The 19,880-nt window shown below is 30.2% G+C and carries 18 protein-coding genes; all 18 read right to left on the bottom strand.

Annotated elements, in window-relative coordinates; genetic code table 11:
- Nucleotides 1–17: 17 nt before the first annotated feature.
- Nucleotides 18–1,100, bottom strand: a complete 1,083-nt coding sequence (locus tag Q0870_RS13905; RefSeq protein WP_298556324.1) for a glycosyltransferase — start codon at nt 1,098–1,100, stop codon at nt 18–20.
- Nucleotides 1,101–2,219 carry a glycosyltransferase gene (locus Q0870_RS13900; protein ID WP_298556323.1) on the bottom strand — a complete coding sequence of 373 codons (1,119 nt, stop codon included), beginning with the start codon at nt 2,217–2,219 and terminating at the stop codon, nt 1,101–1,103.
- The gene (locus Q0870_RS13895) at nt 2,216–3,211 is read right to left on the bottom strand and encodes a glycosyltransferase family 2 protein (RefSeq protein ID WP_298556322.1); all 996 of its coding nucleotides are present in this window, start codon (nt 3,209–3,211) and stop codon (nt 2,216–2,218) included. The genes Q0870_RS13900 and Q0870_RS13895 overlap by 4 nt, the downstream gene beginning before the upstream one ends.
- An 11-nt stretch (nt 3,212–3,222) precedes the next feature.
- Entirely contained in the window at nt 3,223–4,509 is a 1,287-nt protein-coding gene (locus Q0870_RS13890) for a hypothetical protein (protein WP_298556321.1), read from the bottom strand.
- On the bottom strand, nt 4,509–5,234 hold the full coding sequence (locus Q0870_RS13885; protein WP_298556320.1) for a glycosyltransferase family 2 protein: 726 nt from the start codon (nt 5,232–5,234) through the stop codon (nt 4,509–4,511). The genes Q0870_RS13890 and Q0870_RS13885 overlap by 1 nt, the downstream gene beginning before the upstream one ends.
- Before the next feature lie 35 nt (nt 5,235–5,269).
- Nucleotides 5,270–6,805, bottom strand: a complete 1,536-nt coding sequence (locus tag Q0870_RS13880) for a glycosyltransferase family 2 protein (protein ID WP_298556319.1) — start codon at nt 6,803–6,805, stop codon at nt 5,270–5,272.
- A complete protein-coding gene (locus Q0870_RS13875) occupies nt 6,798–7,943 on the bottom strand; it encodes a glycosyltransferase family 4 protein (RefSeq protein ID WP_298556318.1) in 1,146 nt (381 codons plus the stop codon). Before Q0870_RS13875 ends, Q0870_RS13880 begins: the two co-directional genes overlap by 8 nt.
- Entirely contained in the window at nt 7,940–8,788 is an 849-nt protein-coding gene (locus Q0870_RS13870; RefSeq protein WP_298556317.1) for a hypothetical protein, read from the bottom strand. Before Q0870_RS13870 ends, Q0870_RS13875 begins: the two co-directional genes overlap by 4 nt.
- 35 nt (nt 8,789–8,823) lie before the next feature.
- Nucleotides 8,824–10,257 (bottom strand): MBOAT family O-acyltransferase, encoded by a 1,434-nt coding sequence (locus Q0870_RS13865; protein ID WP_298556316.1) that lies wholly within the window; start codon nt 10,255–10,257, stop codon nt 8,824–8,826.
- 18 nt (nt 10,258–10,275) lie between these two features.
- The gene (locus Q0870_RS13860; RefSeq protein ID WP_298556314.1) at nt 10,276–11,676 is read right to left on the bottom strand and encodes a UDP-glycosyltransferase; all 1,401 of its coding nucleotides are present in this window, start codon (nt 11,674–11,676) and stop codon (nt 10,276–10,278) included.
- A 4-nt stretch (nt 11,677–11,680) separates the two neighbouring features.
- Nucleotides 11,681–12,379: an acylneuraminate cytidylyltransferase family protein gene (locus Q0870_RS13855; protein WP_298556313.1), complete on the bottom strand. Its 699-nt coding sequence runs from the start codon at nt 12,377–12,379 to the stop codon at nt 11,681–11,683.
- Nucleotides 12,379–13,539 (bottom strand): UDP-N-acetylglucosamine 2-epimerase, encoded by a 1,161-nt coding sequence (gene neuC / locus Q0870_RS13850; protein WP_298556312.1) that lies wholly within the window; start codon nt 13,537–13,539, stop codon nt 12,379–12,381. Before neuC ends, Q0870_RS13855 begins: the two co-directional genes overlap by 1 nt.
- Nucleotides 13,539–14,537 (bottom strand): N-acetylneuraminate synthase family protein, encoded by a 999-nt coding sequence (locus Q0870_RS13845; RefSeq protein ID WP_298556311.1) that lies wholly within the window; start codon nt 14,535–14,537, stop codon nt 13,539–13,541. The genes neuC and Q0870_RS13845 overlap by 1 nt, the downstream gene beginning before the upstream one ends.
- A gap of 89 nt (nt 14,538–14,626) precedes the next feature.
- Nucleotides 14,627–15,445 carry a polysaccharide pyruvyl transferase family protein gene (locus Q0870_RS13840; RefSeq protein WP_298556310.1) on the bottom strand — a complete coding sequence of 273 codons (819 nt, stop codon included), beginning with the start codon at nt 15,443–15,445 and terminating at the stop codon, nt 14,627–14,629.
- A complete protein-coding gene (locus tag Q0870_RS13835) occupies nt 15,445–16,536 on the bottom strand; it encodes a galactosyltransferase-related protein (RefSeq protein WP_298556309.1) in 1,092 nt (363 codons plus the stop codon). The genes Q0870_RS13840 and Q0870_RS13835 overlap by 1 nt, the downstream gene beginning before the upstream one ends.
- 12 nt (nt 16,537–16,548) lie before the next feature.
- On the bottom strand, nt 16,549–17,409 hold the full coding sequence (locus tag Q0870_RS13830) for a hypothetical protein (RefSeq protein ID WP_298556308.1): 861 nt from the start codon (nt 17,407–17,409) through the stop codon (nt 16,549–16,551).
- Between the two features lie 31 nt (nt 17,410–17,440).
- Nucleotides 17,441–18,592, bottom strand: a complete 1,152-nt coding sequence (locus Q0870_RS13825) for a glycosyltransferase family 4 protein (protein ID WP_298556306.1) — start codon at nt 18,590–18,592, stop codon at nt 17,441–17,443.
- A gap of 16 nt (nt 18,593–18,608) precedes the next feature.
- Complete coding sequence (locus tag Q0870_RS13820; RefSeq protein WP_298556304.1) at nt 18,609–19,862, bottom strand: UDP-glycosyltransferase; 1,254 nt, start codon at nt 19,860–19,862, stop codon at nt 18,609–18,611.
- Nucleotides 19,863–19,880: the final 18 nt, after the last annotated feature.

Raw genomic sequence — 19,880 nt, 5'->3', positions numbered from 1 at the left:
TATGTAATTAAAGCTTTTCAATTATTTTTAATATAGGTGTTATATATTTTTAAAATAGTTTCTATTTGTGCGGTTTGCGAATAGTATTCTTCAACATGCTTATTGTAACGTGTTGCAAATGTATGCCGCAAATCTTCATTTTCAATATAAAACAATAATGCCTTTGCCATTTCTATTGATGATGAAGCTTCAATCAATAAGCCGTTTTCTTTATCTGAGATTACAGTTACACACTCACCTACGCTAGTAGCCACAACTGCTAATTTGGCAAAACCATATTCTAATAAGGCTAAAGGTAAGCCTTCAGATTTAGATGATAAAACTCCAATTTCAGCTTGTTTTAAAATATTAAACACATCTAGTTTGCTGCCATACATATAAACAGATTCTTTTAAGCCAAGCTCTTGTTTTTTATTTTCAATAGCCTTAGAATAACTATCTATAAAATCTTTGCCGACGCAATGCAACGTCCAATCTGGATGTTTTTTTAAAACCTCTTTAAAAGCCAAAAGTAAAGTAATATGATCTTTTTGAGGTCGTAGATTTGCTAAACACACTATTCTTTTACCAGATATTCCAGATAAAGTAGTGCTTTTAAGTGTTTTGTTTACCTCCGCAAAGTTTGGTAAATACGTTGCGTTTTTAAACTTTAATATTTTTGACGCCCATAATTTAAGTGGTTTATTTACACTGAATATATGAGAGAAATATTTAGAACACCGCTTTAAAACACTATATTTTCTAGTTTCTAGAAATTCACTATTTCCATAATGATCATGCCAAATAATAATAATTTTAGGGTTTAAAAACCTAATAATCGTTGCTAAAAAAAAAGAACTGGAATGTGCATGAATAATATTTATTCTATATTCTTTAACATATTTATTTAAACGTTTTATGGCTGCAAAATCAATAGTTTTAGTTTTATTTAAAAACAAATAACCCACATTAGGAGAAAGACTTTCTTTCAAAACACCTTCTTTGCGAGTAGTACATAAAAAAGAACTTTCAATCTCAACAGATAAACCATTAGCAATATTTATAGCTACACGTTCGGCACCTCCAACATCTAAAGAATCTATTAATTGTAATACGCGCATTTAATGTTTTAATATTTTTTTTATTTCTGTTTCAAAGACATCTAAAGTATACTTTTGAGACCATTCACTGGCACTATTTGACATTATCTTTAAATTCTTAGTATCTTTTAAACTTTCCCAGATAATAGAAAAAGCCTTTTCCTTATTTGGAGGTATTAAAATACCCCGCTTACCAAAATCTAGCATAAAAGGGACACATGAAATTTCAGTAACAATTGGTACTACACCAAAAAACATAGCTTCAGCAACTGCCTTTGGCCAACCCTCAGATTTTGATGGTAATATTAAAAAATGACTTTCTTTTAGTGCCTGTTTAATTTCAGATTGATTTCTGTTTCCTAATAACCTAACCTTTCCTTCCAAATTATTATCAACTATATAATTTTGCAAATCTGGTTTTAAAATGCCCTCACCATAAATATCAAAATCTATATTTACACCCTGATTAATTAAGGCTTCAACAATTTGAATAGCCAATAACGGACGTTTTCCATTTACCAAACTCCCAAGAAAAACAAATTTTAAATTTGTTGAATAATCTCTAATTTCAGAAACTCGCTTTTCTTGATTCGAAAAACTAGCTGTAAAAAATGCTTTAATATTTTTAGTTTGATTTTTCCATTCACCATAAACTAAAGCAGTCATATTTTTTGTTAGAAATGTATTTGAAAGCAACCACTTTTGAAACTTATAACTTTTAGGCTGAACAGCAGCTGGATTCCAATTTCCAGCATATTTTGCTGTTTTAATTTTATTAGGAAAAAACACTTGAACTAAGCAACCCAATAGTCCTATATTTCCAGGGCATCTTAAATGAATATGATCTGCTTTTTTACAAGCTTTAAAAATATTAATTAAAATTGAGGGTATTTTAATTATTGAAAAAATTGCGCTTTTTATACTTGTAAATTTAATTGACGCGACAAGGTTAAAGCTTATATTATCATGTAGATAGGCCAAATCAATTACACTTTTACTTTTATCACTTTGTGGAGCAACAATAATGACTTCGCTAACATGCTTTAACCATAAATTCATTTCACGAACATAAGGCGCATAGGCAGAAAAGGTATTATTTTCCTCTTTATGCTCAACATGTGTGATAATTAGAAACCTCATGGTTTAACTTTAGGGGTATTAAAAAGTAAAGATAGCCATCCTACAATTCTTCCCAAAGTTTCTGTAAATGCTTCTTTTTTATAGGGCGTTGTGAAAGTATTCGAAAACCTAACAGCCAACAATAACAACTCGGTTAAATTCCATTTTAAACGTGAATTAAAACTCGGTTTAGAATATTTTACACGCCATACATACCAACCATTTCTAACAACCATTTTACCATAAACAAACTTATTTGGTCTACCTGAAGCATCATGATGATGGGTCAATTGTGCGCTTGTATTAATATATAGGCTACCCTTTTTTGCTATACGTAGCGAAAAATCGGCATCTTCATAAAGGCCATAGCCCTCAAAATAAGTAGAAAATGATAAAGTATCAAACACCATTCTTTTATAAGAAGAAACCCCTCCCATAATCTGTTCTACCTTATATATTTTGCCAGATGGGGGTAAAAAACCAATAGATCTTCCGTGAGCAAAACTTGGTAAAAAACCAGGTGGTTGGTCTGGTTGCAAATGAAATTTATTTCTTAACCTAAATCTAGAAGGTTCATTTCGCTCCCAACCATCATAATAAAACTTATCAGTTGTTTTTTTATTTGATGCTTTCACCCATTCAACTTCATTGGTAATATACCCACCTACCGCTAATGCATCCGGATACTTCTTATAAGTTTCTATTAAATTATTAAAATAATTAGGTGTTAAAATAACATCATCATCTAAGAAGCATATCACTTCTGATTCTTTTGAAACTAAATTGATTCCGTAATTTCGTTGCTTAGTTAACCCTCTATTATCCTCTTCAACCTTAAAATATTTTAAATTCTCAAAGCTATTATTCGTAATAGTCTTTTTAGTCTCACCATTTAAAGAGGCATCAATAATTAAAATTTCGTTTGGATATAAAATTTGTTCCTTCACTGAAAAAAGTAGTTTCAACAAAGGTTCACTACGCATATAAGTACAAACAATTAAGGTAAAATTCATAACGTAGCCTTTTAAGTATTAGTGACTTTTTTCTTTAAGCTCAAAAGATATTCTTTGTTAAGATATATAAAACTAAATAATAAAGTAAGGCTATATATAGCATTAAAACGTAAACCTGTATAAATATAAATAGACATTAATGTTTGGCCGATTAGAATTGCAAAAACCACTAAATAAACCTTGTCTTTTTCTGATTTGGTCTTTAACTGCCTATGCTTAAAAATTCTGATTAAACATTGTAAAAATAAAACAACATATAATATTCTAAAACCGATTGCTAAAGTCTCTAAATTTCCTGCTTTTGCCTTTTCTGGAAATGGATTGAAATTAGATTTCAGTTTAATAAAAACAATCTTAAAAAAATCTCTGAAGTTCAAACTTTTAATATAAATGGCAGTACCCTCTTTATAAAGTTTACCTAGTGTTAAAATCGAATTTCTAGGCTTACTTTCTATATTATCTACGTATTTTAAATTTAATCCTTCATCAGCTAAATCACCATCAACATTAGTATAATTCGTTATTACATTTTCATTCCACCCTTTAGAAAATGTCGCCCCTTGAGATGCCGTTAAATATATACCCTGCCTAAAGGTTTGTTGATTTCTAATTGGCCATAAAACGATTAATCCAATGGTTAACAGAGCATGCACTACCATTCTTATTGGGTGTTTTTTTAACCCAACTAGACCATAGATAACTAATAGTGTTAATACGAAGAATATTGAAACTGGATGACAAAGAATTATAACCACTGATAATAAGGGAACAATAATACTATACTTTTTTGAATCATTAAACAACACAAAAGACAATGCCAATAAAAGTATTAGAATTGAAGTTAAGCTTTCTGACAAAAATGTTATTGAATACTTTAAATAATAAGGCTCTATTAAGATTACTAAAAAAAGTAACAAATGAATGGGTTTAATGTTTTTAAAACGCTTTAACAATAAAAAAGCCATTACAAGCAGTATTAACTCAAAAATAGATTTCGCTATAATTAAACCTAAAATGTTATTAGTTACAAAAAAAAACAAAGCCAAAACATAAGGCCATAGTGGCGGTCGCCAGGTGGCACTTTCTGTAGGGTTTTCAGAATTATTATCTGAAAAAACATTAAACTCATTAATATTTTTCGCAATTCTCAAATAGTGAGAGGCATCACCACTATTATACGCCTTTTCAGGTTTATATAACCCGTTACTATTAGATAATACTAAGTAATAAATTTTAGGCAACAAGAGGCATAAAAATGCAAATGCTATAAAAGATGGCTTACTTAAATATTTAATCATTATTTAAAAAATCGATACTTCAAAATACAGTATATGGCTCTAAAACCATCTTTCCATCCAATCTTTTTACCTTCTTCAAAAGTTCTACCATAGTAGCTAATTCCAACCTCATAAATTCTTACCTTGTGAATTCTTGATATTTTTGCTGTTACTTCGGGTTCAAAACCAAATCTATTCTCTTTTAAACTTAACGATTTTAGCATATCTGCATTAAACATTTTATAACAGGTTTCCATATCTGTTAAGTTTAAATTGGTCATCATATTACTAAAGAATGTTAAAAACTTATTTCCTATACTATGCCAAAAGAACAAAATTCTATGCGGATTACTTCCCATAAACCTACTACCATAAACCACATCTGCATAACCATTTAAAATTGGGTTTAGAAGCACATTATATTCCTTTGGGTCGTATTCCAAATCGGCATCCTGAATAACAATAATATCTCCGGTAGCATTATTAATTCCTGTATGCAATGCAGCACCTTTACCCTTATTCTTTTCGTGTTCAAAAAGCTTGATATTTAAGTCTTCATTCGAGCTAATATATTTTTTTATGACTTCAGAAGTTCCGTCAGTACTATAATCGTTTACAATAACTAGCTCACGCTTAATATTTCCTAATAGCTCAACATCTTTAATTTTATTTAAAATTTGGTGAATAGCAGAAGCTTCATTATAAGCTGGAATTATAATTGATAATTTACTGAATGTGCCGCTCATTGATTTTTTTTAGTTTTTGTATAATACTAATTATACTATTTAAATTGTTCTCCTTTTTTTATTAATCGTTTTGCATACATTAAAGATTTGCTAAACTGTAAATATTTATACGGCAATTTTAACAATCTCAAAATAATTTCTTTTTTTTCTCTTTTAAAAAGATATATAAAAAAATGTTTCCAACGCCATTCTTTAATTTGCGTTGACGTATAATGCTTCAAGAATTTATATGTGATTGTTGGACTAGGTACTGGACGAATATTCTTCACTGGTTTATCCAATTCCCATGGTTGAATCTTGCGATTCTTACCAAGTATTTTTGACTGATTACCCCAAAACCGGTAACCTCCCACTGGTGGTTTTAAATGTAAATTAGGCGAAAATGGATTGTGTAATAATACTTCGCCCAACTTTAAAATCCTTAGACCAAAATCGGCGTCTTCTCCATAACCACCATCAAAATTAACATCATTACCCACTAATTTTTCTACAACTGTTCTTTTAACACAAGCATTAGCGTTACTAAATAAATGAGCAACACCAACTTTCCATCTATCATGGTTTAAAGTCGACAACTTTTCCTTTAAATCATTAAGGTTTTGATTCGTGTTATCTGCCATAATATCTAACCCATTACATGCACTCACATTGTAAGTTTGCAATAACCTAATGTGGTTTTCAACAAAATCTGGTAATACACGTACATCATCATCAGCAAAAATAATATAATTACCCGAACACATATTTATAGCTTCATTTCGAGCACGACAGCTTCCTTTAGTTGTTTGCCATTTTACTATAACATTAAATTTGAAATTTTCTGGATTATAATATTTTGCATCTCGTTCTTCTTCTGGAGTTGCATCTACAATAATAGCCTCCTTAATTAGATATGACTGTGTATTATGGTCTTGTAACAACAGTTCTGTATATTCCTGACGTTTCATTGTTGGAATAACCAAACTTACTGTAGGATTCCCTTTTATAGGTTTTAAGTCCCTGTAAGAAAGAATTTTATTTTTCTCTTTAGATACTTTTTTAGAAGCATTCTTTAAAGTTTTATATTCTGAAAAGAAACTAAAACACTTTCTAAACAGCATATAATAACTATGATGCTTTTTGAAATTTTTCAAAAAAAACAAATACCTATCTTCTTTTGAAATTGAAACATTAACTACCTCTTTTGGAAATAACCCTTTTACATAAAGCGGAACACCACCTGAATTTCTTATCAAATTAAATCCGAAATCTAATCCACTGATAATATCATTAGAGTATTGATTATCAAAACCTCCTAAAACTTCCCATACAGATGCTCTAACAACAAAGTTATGAACATTCATTCTCCAACTAACACATGTGTCTACCCCTTTAAAATCATTTATAAACCACCAATATACCGCAGAATGATATACCAATTCTTGAAAACAATTTTCAAAACCTTGATCTAAACTACTGTGCCATAAATCTCCGGAACCCATAGATAACTCTTCAAGTATCTCTAAATCTGGCGCTCCGTTATACAATAGGACTTCACCGCTTTGTGTTATATATGTACTGAGTTTAATCATTTTTAGGAAGTAGCGACTTATAAAAATTAATGTTTTTTTTAAGAATTACAGAAGTTGAAAAATTAGAAATAACATGTGCTCTGCCATTAATTCCAAATCGTTTGTTTTTTTCTTCATCCTTTAAAAGGGTTATAATTTTAGTTGAAAACTCATCATGATTTTTAGGATTTACCAAATATCCTGTTTTTCCATCTTCCATGAGTTCTTTTGCCCAGCCAATATTTGAAGCTACCAAAGCTTTTTCCATTGCTAAAGTTTCAAGCCATGTCATTGGGAAAGCTTCAGCAAAACTAGGTAAAACCACAACTTGAGCCTGACCAATATAGTTTTTTATGTCTCTATAAGGCACCGCTTTTAAATGTGTTACTTTAGATTTCGCTTTTTCTGTTAAACGTCCCAAAAACATATCGAGAGTTGATTTATTTTCAAATGCATCCTTAACATCTTTACCTATTAAAAGTAAACTTACATCATTATGGAGCGCAATAACTTTATTGAAAATACTTGCCAATTCTAATATACCCTTTTTCCTTATAATTGTTCCAAAATACAAAATCTGACCAGTTTTTATTTTTGTTCCAATAGGTTTAAACATATCTGTATTAATACCATTATAAATGGTTTCTATATCACATTCTAAGTTAAATAACTTCTTCGTCAGGTTTGTTGTAAATGTACTTACCGACACTATTTTATCAGCTTGGTTTAAAGCCTTTCTTTCAAAAAAATGATTTTTTCGTTTTTGTTTCCGTCCTTCAAGGTTGCAAAAATAAGTATCGCTACCATGTAACCGAATAATTAACGGAATTGTAAATGACATAAATGCAGTAATTCCAGTCCAATCCGGTGCTTCTAATACACCTATATTGGTTTCTTGAATTTCTTTTTGAATTATTTTCTGTATGTGCTTACGCTCCAAATACCATCCAAAAAACTTGTATCCTTTACGTGAAATTGAAATTATTTTTATACCATTATCAGTGAATACTTTTTCTTCATTTTGAAAAACCACGAATACTGTAATATCATGTCCTGTATTAGCAAGAGACGTAGCTGTATTTTTAATACTTGAACCTAAACCTGCCGAACGCTTCAAGTTTTTATGCGGATATTCAGGAGTTATAAAGGCTATATTCATTCGCTTAATTTAGAAATATCTTTAATTAATATTTTAGTGAATTCCCTAGCCCCTTCATGATTTAAATGTGCACAATCAAAAAAATACCCTTCTTTATTATCAAAAACATTAACATAACTTAATATTGTTGGTATATCATTTTTTAATTCTAAAAGTTTTATTCTATTATTTATATTCTGACAATACGGTGCAGTAAAAAGATGGAGCTTCGTTTCATTTCTTTCTGCTAATTCTTTTATTGCTTCCAATTCTCTATTGGTATGTACAAAACTATCAGGCAACTTACCGTGAATTGCTAAACCCTGTCCTTTCTTAGGATTAAAACCAAATTTAATTTCGCTTCTTGGTTTTTTATTAAAAAGTGTCGCAAAAAACTCTCTAAAACCAACAATTTTATCATACTTCATATATCTATAAAATGGAATATTATTGTAATAAAAATTGTCATTATCCTTATTTAGCTCTTTTTTTACAATAGGATTTTGAATAAAGGGAACTAAATTAGCCTTAAAGGTGTTTGAAAGTCCAGTATTATAAAAATTATAATCTATTTGTATTGCTAAACTTTCAAATGTAATATTATTGGTTTCTGCTAATGACAACAATATTAACATATCTCCTAAACTTGCACCAGACATACCTAAATTGATACATGATTTTCCTGTTATTTCTTCAATTAACTCACAATCTACATGACATTCAGTTCTAGATGAACCCAAAAAGGCCATATCATAGTGTTTATTTTCTAATTGAAGTATTTTATGAACTTTATTTCTTGGATTCTTATTCTTGAAAGTCGTAGAGTAAATTCTATCAAATGTATACATCATTAAAATGAGCGCCACGATAATTTTTAATATATATAGTAAAAACTGCTTCATTAAAATTGGAAATAAATAAATTCTTGATGGTTAGAATATACACCCAAAGTCAAAATCATTAATAAAATACCAATAATCTTAAACCATTTATATGACCCTGAAAAAGGATGTTCATTTTGTTTATGAAACCATTCAATTCCTATAAATATAGTTATAAGAAGCAACATTTCTAAACTATAATTTTCAATACTTAAATATTCTATATTAAAATTTAAATTAGTTATTAATCGCTTAATATAATTACATGCCTCTAAAATATTATTAGCCCTAAAAAACACCCAGGCTAATGCTACTAATGCAAAAGTTGATAACATTTCTAGTAATTCTCGAAATGAAGGCAAAATACTGTGTTCTGAAACTTGATTTAAGTTTTTTCTATTCTTTTTCCTTAACAATAATGGAATAAAAAACAGAGCGTGCAATGCACCCCAAATTATAAATGTCCAGTTTGCTCCGTGCCAAAACCCACTTACCAAAAAAACAATAAATACATTTCTAATTTGCTTGCTTTTAATTGTTCTAGAACCTCCCATTGGAATGTATAAATAATCTCTAAACCAAGTTGAGAGTGAAATATGCCACCTTCTCCAAAATTCTCCGACGTCTCTAGAAAAATACGGGTAGTTAAAATTCTGCATCAATTCAAATCCAAAGAGTCGTGCTGTTCCAATGGCTATATCGCTATATCCAGAAAAATCACCATAAATTTGAAAAGCAAAATACACGACTCCTATGACTAATGTCAAAGTATTTAACTCTTGATAATTATCGAAAATGGTATTCACGTAAGTCGCACAATTATCGGCAATTACTATTTTCTTAAACAGCCCCCAAATAATTAAATGAATTCCTGATTTTGCGTGTTCTAAGTTAAAGGTCCTTTTTATTGAAAACTGAGGCAAGAGGTTTGTTGCTCTTTCAATAGGGCCAGCAACCAACTGCGGAAAGAACGCCACAAAAGTTGCAAAATTCACAACGTTAGTAGTTGGTGTTAGCTTTTTTCGGTAAATATCTATAGTATAACTCAAGGTTTGAAATGTATAAAAAGAGATACCCACAGGAAGTACAATTTGCATTGTGGATGCATGCATTTCAACACCTAATAATGACCATGAATCAATCCAGCTTTCAACAAAAAAATTATAGTATTTAAAAAAGCCTAACATGCCTAAATTAAAAACTAAACTTACAGCTAATAAGTATTTCCGCTTTTTGTCAACCGTTTCATCTCGCAATTTTAAACCAATAGCATAATCAATAACAGTACTCAAAGCGATAAGCAATAAAAAACGATAGTCCCACCAGCCATAAAAAAAATAACTAGCAATTAATAAAAGAATGTTTTGAAGCTTAAGGCTTTTTTTTAACAAAAACCAATACAAGAAAAATACAGTAGGAAGAAATATTAAAAAAGCAATAGAGTTAAAAAACATACTTTAGCTTGAATTTTATTATTTGTTAATTGCATTTATCTCTTTCCAAATAGAACTTGAAGCTAAATTTGCGGGTTGTTTATTTATAACATTAAACCATGCCTTTGCAGCACTAATAGTTTTACCTGAATCATTTAATAGATTTTCAATTTTTTCTGAAATTTCATTTGGATGATTTAACCAAACTACAGCATCTTCTGAAGGTTTAGACCTAAAATGCACATAATCATACACATAAACACCCTCTTCTGGTTTTTCTTCAGTATTAAAATAATTATAATTCATAAACATACAAGGCTTACCATGTATAGCAAAATCAAAAACCATAGAAGACCCTAAATTTATAACAATATCCGAGTATACCGCTAAAGACGCCAACAATACAGAATCTTCAACCGTTGGCAAAATGGTATTCCAAACTTGCCCTTCTGTTCTCCAAATTGGTTCAATAGGAGTTATAATATCCTTAAATTCGTTTATTACAGAGTCATATCTATTTGATATATCAACTGGGCATCTTCTAAAAATCAATCCTAAGTTATGTCCTTCGGTATTTAGTTTTCTAATTGCTAGTGCAACATCCCTTAAATACAAAGGGTCTTTTGGAGATGTTGTAACATCATCTCCGCTGTAACATAAATATGTTTTACCGAAATCTAGACTATAGGTTTTAAAAAGTTCTTCCTTAGAAAGTATTTCATCGTTATTGAAATGAGGTTCGAATTGTGGAGTTCCAGTAACTGTAACTTGTTTGTTTTTAACGAATAGCTGATATTTTAAAAGCTCACCCTTCATGTAATTACTCCATACATGATAAAAATCTGTAACGACATCCAAAGTTGCTTTTGGTACATTATCCCACGAGTAAACAAACCCTATAGTTGGAATATTTAATGCTTTTGAGGCTAATATAGGTGCTATAGCTAAAGCTGAACGCTGACTAGTAGAATAAACAATATCTGGCTTATGAGATTCTAATAGCGTTTTACAAGATTGATAATAGCCTGTACTCGATTCTAATCTATTAATTTGATTTCTAATAAATGTCAATCCTTTTTCTGAATTGAATAGAATAATTAAAATTTTAGTTATAATACTTTTAATTATATTTTTAAAATTATTAATAGGCAATGGAAATGAATATTTTGAATAAATAGTGTCATCAAAACGTTTCCTGTAGCAATTAAGTTCTACACGTTTACGAACATTCTTAAGAATTGTAGTGTATTTATGTAATCGAGAATTAGTAAGTGGGATATGATTTATGCCTAAATCACTTAAATTGAATGGTGTATTATTCCAAAAAACAACATCATAATTATTTTCTAATCCCTTCTTATAAAAACTTGTATAAGCAAAGTTCCTTAAACTAACTCCGTCAGTTATTAAAATTAATATTTTCTTTTTAGAGTTAGGCACTAAACTATAGTTTATTGTTTTTTAAATAATCTTCAGCTTGATTCCAATCATCAAAAGTATCAATATTAATATTGCTATCTAAAGGCGATTCTATATAAGTCAAAGTCTTGCCATAAAGTGAATTTTGTTCTAAAAGCACTTTGGTTTTTGTTAAATAAATAATACCGTCTCTATGATATGCAATAGGTAAATCTTGTCGTCTTGAAATAATTTTTTCTTCGCCTGTTGAAAGTTCTAAACAGTCATTATCGTTTGCTTTAAATGTCCAATGCGGATTGTATTCATCTGGTACTTTTTTAACCGATACCAAGGCATCTGCTTTACTTTCAATAAACTTTTTAATGGCATTATCTATAAACTCCGTAGTTTTAAAAGGACTTGTAACTTGTAATAGGCAAACCGCATCAAAATAAATCCCCTGATCTTTGTAAAAATTTAGGGCATGCTGAATAACTGGTAAGGTTGGCGATTTATCTTGTGCTAAATCTGAAGGCCTTTTAAAGGGCACCTCTAATTTCAACTGATTGGCAATGCTTATAATTCTATCATCATCAGAACTTAAAATTAATTTGGTCAGGTGTTTTGATGCTTTAGCAACATCCACAGTATATTGCAAAAGTGGCTTACCAGCTAATAGCTTTATGTTTTTGCCTGGTACGGTTTTAGAGCCTCCTCTTGCAGGTATAATGCCTAAAATATTCATTAATATGAGATGGTTTTATGAAAACGAAGTTTAACGTCGGCTAAAATATTAGCTATTTTTTCTCCGGAATTCCCTTCACCATAAATGGTACTTTTATTAATAACATCAGAATTTTTTAATCTGTTATTGATTCCTTTTTTAATAGCTTCGCTGTCGTAAGATACATCAATTACATTTTCGCCTCTTGCTCTTCCGTTTTGTCTTGTCCCGATATTTACAACTGGAACTCCTAAAAAAACACACTCCCTAATACCCACGCTTGAATTACCGACAAGACACCTACTATTCACTAACAATCTTAAAAAATCTTCAGGAATCATATTCTTAAAAAAGTGAATATTCTCTGGTTGGTGTATTTCGCGATATGATCTAATTCCGTTTGAAGTTCCATCCGCCCCCGCATCTACATTAGGCCAAAACCAAAATGTTGGAATCCCTAATTCGTGTACAACTTTTAAAGTTGTTGTGACATGCAATCTAGCTTCATCATACTCTGTAGTTACAGGATGTTGCATAACTACTAAATACCCTTTTTCCCAATCTATATCCTTTCCTACACCACCATATTTTTCAATTGGGTTAAAACCTAATTCAGGAGATTTTTTGACCTCGCTTGCAATATCTATTGATGGACAACCTGTGTTAAATATATAATCGGCATCCTCTCCCATTTTTAGCAAACGCGCTTCTGCATCATTAGACGCCACCAAATGGATATCTGCTAATTTAGTATTAGCATGTCTTACTTTTTCATCTATATTACCCGTAACTTCTCCCCCTTGAATATGTATTAATGGAATGTTTTGATAAGCCGCAGCAATAGACGTTGCAATAGTTTCAAAACGGTCTGCAATAGTAACCACAGCATCTGGATTTAAATTATAGAAAACAGTTGCCAACTCCATAACACCTAGACCGGTAGTTTTTGCCATAGAGGTTTTATTTTCACCCTCTAACACCATAAAAACCTTGGCATCTATATTAAATCCATCTTTTTTTATATAGTCAACGGCATTACCATAACGATCTAATAATGCAGAACCAGCAATGACCAGTTGCAATTCCAAATCAGGATGTTTTTTAATGGCAGTTAAGGCCGTTTTTATCCTGCTATATGAAGGTCTTGCTGTAACTACAACACATATTTTTCGTTTTGCCATTATGCTATATCTTCATTATTTAAAAATTCCCATTGTACCATATCTCTATTAAGTCGAGTTCCTATAACACGCCTAAATTCTGATGCTTTCATTCCCTTATTAGCTGGTTTTTTAGCTTCCAAATCTTCAAACTCAATAATATGTCCTTTATCTAAATCTTTATTTACTGCAAGTGATTTTTCAAAAATTACTTTCAATTCCGAAAATTTGCTAGTATCATTTTTATCAATGTTAAATTGATTTGCAATTTCTATATTTCTAAGCGCTTTTACAAGCACTTCTATTTCTTGAATGGTTAATGAAGATGTCGTGTCTGGACCAAAAACCTGCCTATTTAAAACCGCGTGAAATTCTAATATTTCTGCTCCAAGAGCAAAAGCTGCTACACAAGTTTCAATTTTAGCAGAATGATCAGAAAATCCAACAGGAATGTTGTAACGCTCTTTCAATTCTGTTATTACATTCAACCCATATTCTTCTGGTTGTGTAGGATATGCCGTTGTACATTGCAAAACTGAAGTTTCGATATGTTTCTCTTTTAAAAAATTTACTGCAGCATCAAGTTCTATAAAAGAACTCATTCCAGATGATAAAATAACAGGCTTTTTTGTTTGCGAAATTCGTTCTAAAAGCAAAAAATTAGTAACCTCTCCTGAACCTATTTTGTAACGCTTAACACCAACCTGCTCTAACAAATCTACAGCTGCGTTACTAAATGGCGAACTCATAAATTCTAGCCCAACATCATCACAGTGCTTTTTTAAATCTTTCCATTCATTAAGTGAGAATTCCATACGTTTCCAATAATCAAAACGAGTTGCATCTTGATCTGAAAATTTTATTCGAAATGGTTCGTAAATACTACTTTCTGCATCTGCAATATGGGTCTGAAATTTAACAGCATCCACTCCAGTTTTTGCCAAAGCATCTATATAACTATGAGCACTATCAATACTCCCATTATGTGCTTGACCAATTTCAGCTATTATTAAACTCATACTATCCAACTATTCATTTGAGATATGGCAATTTAATAATTTATCTGAATGAAATAAAAGGAAAACAGCTTTAGTTATACATATTTTACTTACTTAAACGGACAAGCTTCTATTAAGCCTATCTTAAGATAATTAACTACATTATGATCTGGAAGTGCTTCATCTTTTTTGAATAACTTTTCAGTATCTTCATTAGCGTTAAATGATTCAATTCCAAGCGGGGTATACGGTTCTATTGCTACGGATTTAAAATAATCTTTAAACTTAATATTATCACCAAAAAGCCTATCTGAAAACTTAATCCATAACGCTGGTATTTGATAAGCATGAGAAACTATAATTCCATGTAAAGATGAGGACATAACATACTTGCATTGTAGTATCTGACCTGTTGTGTCTTCAATACTATTAGTCATTAAATCAATAATCAAAACATCTTTTAAATGACCAAATTTATTTTTAACAAATGCGTAATCAACATAATGAGGTATAATACCAAATGTATAGCTTTTATCTACTTTAGGATTATAGTAATTTGGTAAAAGCAACGCGGGGTCCCCATATACTTCTGGTACATCATAACCTTGACTCATTAAGACCCTTCTAGTTTCTGGCCCTCTGACTGCCAAAAATTTCGCTGCTTTTACTATTTGGTTTTGATTAATAATTCCACTACCCCAAACTATACATTTTTTATTGACATGCGCCAAAATACTTCCTGCCGTAACATAAATAGGCTGCCAAAAATCAAGGATACTAAATTTTTTGGGTTGTGAAAAAACCACTTTTTTATTTGATATTTTTTCGACTAAATATTTACCTAAAACGTCTCCATAATTCTCTTTAGCTTTCCCCATAAGTAGAGATTCACTCCACCAAAACAATCGTATTTTTTTACGGTTAATCATTAATTCCTTAAATCTATAGTGAATTCAATAATCTTTAGGTCTTTAGAAACTTCATAAATATAATTATGGTTTCTATAATCGAAAAGCACTTTTTGTAATACCAAATCATTCACTTGTTTCATTGATAAATAGGGCTGCGACTGTTTATTAAGAACTGATTTAACTTTGTATTTTGAAGAATTATAGTATGTAGATTCTTTGAATACAATTTGAGCAATATCACCTTTAATAGTTCTTAGTTCATAATTCAAAACATGAATAACCTTTGCCTCAATATTATCTATTTCAATTATTTTTGAAGGGTTTTTAAGAATTTCGAAATCTGACTTTGTGTAGTACTTTCTATTTTCTACTTCACCTAATGTAAATTCTTGATTTTCTTTATGTCTTAAAAAATGTCTTTGATTTATACGCTGAATATTTGACAAACGAGGTGTTATTGTCAATTCTTCTTTAGCTTTTTGAGGGTATCTCTCATGCCATTGGTGCAATAATAAATTTGATTCACATCTATTCATATTATAACCAGCGGTTGTTAATCTAAAATTTAAATCTTCATCTTCAGAACCATAAAAATGAAAAAACTCGTCTAAGCCATTGACTTTTTCTAAAGCTTTTTTAGGGAATAAACCTATACCAAAAGTGTCTCCGTAATGCTTTGGTTTTAACTCCTCAAAACTTGATTTTTCAATAGTATCTGAAGAAATACTTTCTGGCAAATAACCTATTTTAAATAAGGAAAACTGATTTGGTTTTATTAACGATTCTATAACAACTGAAAAACTGGGAGCAACTAGCACATCTACATCTGCTATAAAAATAGTATCAGTTTTAGATTTAGTAATTCCGTAGTTAAGAGCCTTGCTTTTATTCCACAATAAGCCCTTATGACCAATATAGCAATAGGTTGAAAATTCAAAATTCCCGACTACCTCGCTTATGTTTTTAGAATAATCGAGCGTACTACCATAATCTATAAAAACGACTTCAAAATTTATTCGCTTTTGCTTTTTTAGTGATAGCAAAGATAGCTTAACCCTATTTGGGTCTCTATTTCTATAAGCGAATAAGATTGTATAAGCAGGATTCATTTTAAAAATTTATTAATCAGATTTCAAATTATAAACCGAAAAGTAAGACTTTTTAAAATGAATACTATCGGGTTGTTTTGATTTATTAAATATAGCTTTTAAAATATTTCTTAAGTATACTGGAATATAGTGTTTAAAAGGTTTTTGTTTTGTCTGTTTTTTTAAACTCTCCCGCTTTCCTTTCCATTTTAATTGCTCATAATCCATTTGCAAAGGTTGATGTTCAAACATTTTAGTTTCTTCCAGCCTTTTGGCTAATACATATATATAAACTGGCTTGGTATTTACAAATTGAATTCTTTGATGTTTTTCACTTGTATCGGGTACATTATAAAACGTGGTACCCATTTCATCAACAAAAATTACAACATCAATTATTTGAAACCCATTTTCTTTACTTAAAACTCTATAAAAAAGTTCTGAGCTAAATTGATAAAAACCATGTCCAAAAAAATTGTTACAAGGATAAATGCCCATGAAATGCCCACCAATTTGAGTCAATTCCATACAATTTTTTATGGCTTGAGGGAAATTAAAAACATGCTCCAAAGTTCCTGAATCAAGCACAAGTGAATATTGGTTTTTGTGCTTATTCTTAAGCGGCTCATTTAAATCATGAATTATAGTTGCATCTTCATAATCTGAAGCATCAATAGAATGAATTTCTTTTCCTCCTATTTCTTCAAAAAAAGCATCTGCAAAAGTATTATCCTTATTTAATATTTTAGAAATATTATTAATAGCATATCCAAACTTCTTTAAGCTTACCCCTAATTGTTCTTGACTTAAATGCAGGTTTTGACGCCCCACCATAATTAATTTACCTAAGTTAATATGCCTTTTAAGTTTTGCACTTAAAATTAATTCGCACATATTTTTTGTAAGCCCCATTTTGTATTACGAATTATAAATTAATAGTGTTATGCTCTAGTTCATTATATTTTTTTAAAACTCTATTTTTAATTGTAGAATACTCCAAAGTATGACGCAATTTTCTGTTGAGTTTAAAAGCTTCTTCCAATAGAGGCTCATTATTTATGGCAAATTCTATTTTATTTTTAATTTCTGAAACATCTTCACTATTATGAATTAAAGTACCATTTTGCCCATCATTAATAATTTCAGAAGTTGCGCCACCAGGGTTAGACTGAATAGGATATGCTCCCATTATTATGGCCTCTAATAATGTATTAGGCATACCATCAGATATAGAACTACCAATGTAAATATAAGCTTGCCCCATCAATTTTAGCAATTCTTTATGTGTCAATTTCCCAGTGCATTTAAAATTACCCCATAAATTAAACCCTTTAAATTCTATATGTTTTCGAACTAACTCGTTATCTGAAAATACCACAATATCGAAATCAGTTAAATAATTTTTTAATTCATAAATAGCATCTAACACCAAATTACAGCGTCCAAATTTATGCTGATACCCCTTTATTAAAATTATTTTTCTAACTTCAAAAGGCTCAACAAAATTTTCGTAATCTGAAATTACATATCCGCCTCCTCCAGGGTAAGTTCCTAAATATTTGCCTTTAAAACCATGATTTTTTGCTATGTGGTAATCGCGCTCACAATCTGTAAACAAATAATCTATTTGAGGTAATGTTTTACGTATTCCTTCTAAATATTTTGGTTCATTTTGATAATAATATAAATCGTTTCCCCAAGCAGAATAAATCCATTTTATATCAGGATATTTTTTCATGACGTTCAAAATGGGAACACAAGACATGTACATAACAAAGCTTTGCACTATATCTGGTTTTATATCTTGAATAAGTTTTTCAAATACTTTAGATGTTTTTCGGTCATTAAAAAACTGTATTTTTTTATATAGATTCGGAAATCTTTTTTTTATAAAAAACCGTCCTGGGAAATCCCAAATGCGTTTCCAACCTACAATTTGATTTACCCAAGAAATAGCATCAACTTTTCTGTTACCATCATTTATATCAAACCAATATACCTCATGACCAGAATCTTTTAGTTGATTAGTCCATCTGAAAAAATGAATTGACGACATTGAAACCATTAAAATTTTCATTTAACTATTTTCTTTTTTAAAGTTCACTTATTAAAATTTCCTTTGAATAATCTGCCGAAAGGTAATGTAATAAATCAGGTCTATTAAGTGTCAAATTATTTGAATTTTGTTTCCAAGTATCATACAAAAAAACAATACTATTTGTTAGTTTTTCAATATCATCAAAATCAAATAAATAGGAATAATCATTCCCCAAGAGACGCTTGCATTCACTATAATGTGGGCCAATAAGTAAAATAGGTTTGTTTGCAGCAACACAATGTGGAAACTTTCCTGGTAAAAAAGGACTAATTTCAGATTTAGCTTCTAAAATAACGTTAACAGATGTAAATTGCTGCATGCTGAAAACCTTATTGAAATCCTCATAATCTTTACTTATATAAAGCTGCGGTATATATTGCCGTTTTTTATTTAAATAATCCTGAAAAATTGACTTTTTTCCTATAAATAATAAAGCGGAATCATTTTTAGCTTCAGGTTTTATCTCTAAAAATTTTTGATAGGCCTCCACCAATGGAAGTGGGTCTCTCAAATTCAATAAATTACCTGCGTGCAAAACATTAAACTTATTACTATCAAAATACTCGGGCAAGCTATCTTTACTACTTTTAGCTGTAACCAATGGATGTGGTAAAATAAGACTCTTTTCTTTAACATCTATATAATAACTTTCCATCCACTCTTTTAAAAGTAAGCTTGGAAATACCACTTTGTATGCCTTTTTTGTTATATCCATAAAAAAATATCGCTTCTTTTTATAGCCATATTCAATAAAATTATAGGGTCTGGGATACAAATGATGTGGGTATGGGTCATGAACATAAGCATACCATTTGTTATGCCATTTTGGGAGCTTTAATAAAGCAGCGTGTGAACGAAAACTAGAGCCTTGACTAAATGTCCATACCATTTGATATTGTTCGATATCTACTTTTTTTATGGCTTTATAAACACTATTTCTATCATTAAAAAAACCAAAAGAAAACCCAAACAGAATGTTTGTAATATTACCAATATCTATTTTCAACCAACGAAAAAATAATCTATGCAACCTACTTAACAGATACATTGCACTAAACTTCTCCTCGAAAACAGGGGTGCATTTTACGTCATCAATACGTATCTCTTTTTGGGTATAATGATATACTTCTGGATAAAATCCTGCTAACTTAAAACTGTTTATAAGAGCCAAACGTCCCTTGGCTGCACTATTTGCATTAACATCCAAAGACTCTGTTATTATTAATATTTTCAACGATGCTTTACTCATAGTTTAAAAAATGGCCCT

The organism is uncultured Algibacter sp., from assembly GCF_947487575.1.
In the GTDB taxonomy this organism is placed as follows: domain Bacteria; phylum Bacteroidota; class Bacteroidia; order Flavobacteriales; family Flavobacteriaceae; genus Algibacter_B.
Note: the sequence above shows the minus strand (reverse complement) of the source record. Positions and strands in the feature narration are given on the sequence as shown.

Coding starts and splice junctions, on each gene's coding strand:
- Q0870_RS13855 (WP_298556313.1), bottom strand. CDS start 12,379: ATGAATATTTTAGGCATTATACCTGCAAGAGGAGGCTCTAAAACCGTA.
- Q0870_RS13825 (WP_298556306.1), bottom strand. CDS start 18,592: ATGAAAATTTTAATGGTTTCAATGTCGTCAATTCATTTTTTCAGATGG.
- Q0870_RS13830 (WP_298556308.1), bottom strand. CDS start 17,409: ATGTGCGAATTAATTTTAAGTGCAAAACTTAAAAGGCATATTAACTTA.
- Q0870_RS13905 (WP_298556324.1), bottom strand. CDS start 1,100: ATGCGCGTATTACAATTAATAGATTCTTTAGATGTTGGAGGTGCCGAA.
- neuC (WP_298556312.1), bottom strand. CDS start 13,539: ATGGCAAAACGAAAAATATGTGTTGTAGTTACAGCAAGACCTTCATAT.
- Q0870_RS13820 (WP_298556304.1), bottom strand. CDS start 19,862: ATGAGTAAAGCATCGTTGAAAATATTAATAATAACAGAGTCTTTGGAT.
- Q0870_RS13840 (WP_298556310.1), bottom strand. CDS start 15,445: ATGATTAACCGTAAAAAAATACGATTGTTTTGGTGGAGTGAATCTCTA.
- Q0870_RS13880 (WP_298556319.1), bottom strand. CDS start 6,805: ATGATTAAACTCAGTACATATATAACACAAAGCGGTGAAGTCCTATTG.
- Q0870_RS13885 (WP_298556320.1), bottom strand. CDS start 5,234: ATGAGCGGCACATTCAGTAAATTATCAATTATAATTCCAGCTTATAAT.
- Q0870_RS13895 (WP_298556322.1), bottom strand. CDS start 3,211: ATGAATTTTACCTTAATTGTTTGTACTTATATGCGTAGTGAACCTTTG.
- Q0870_RS13875 (WP_298556318.1), bottom strand. CDS start 7,943: ATGAATATAGCCTTTATAACTCCTGAATATCCGCATAAAAACTTGAAG.
- Q0870_RS13865 (WP_298556316.1), bottom strand. CDS start 10,257: ATGTTTTTTAACTCTATTGCTTTTTTAATATTTCTTCCTACTGTATTT.
- Q0870_RS13845 (WP_298556311.1), bottom strand. CDS start 14,537: ATGAGTTTAATAATAGCTGAAATTGGTCAAGCACATAATGGGAGTATT.
- Q0870_RS13835 (WP_298556309.1), bottom strand. CDS start 16,536: ATGAATCCTGCTTATACAATCTTATTCGCTTATAGAAATAGAGACCCA.
- Q0870_RS13890 (WP_298556321.1), bottom strand. CDS start 4,509: ATGATTAAATATTTAAGTAAGCCATCTTTTATAGCATTTGCATTTTTA.
- Q0870_RS13900 (WP_298556323.1), bottom strand. CDS start 2,219: ATGAGGTTTCTAATTATCACACATGTTGAGCATAAAGAGGAAAATAAT.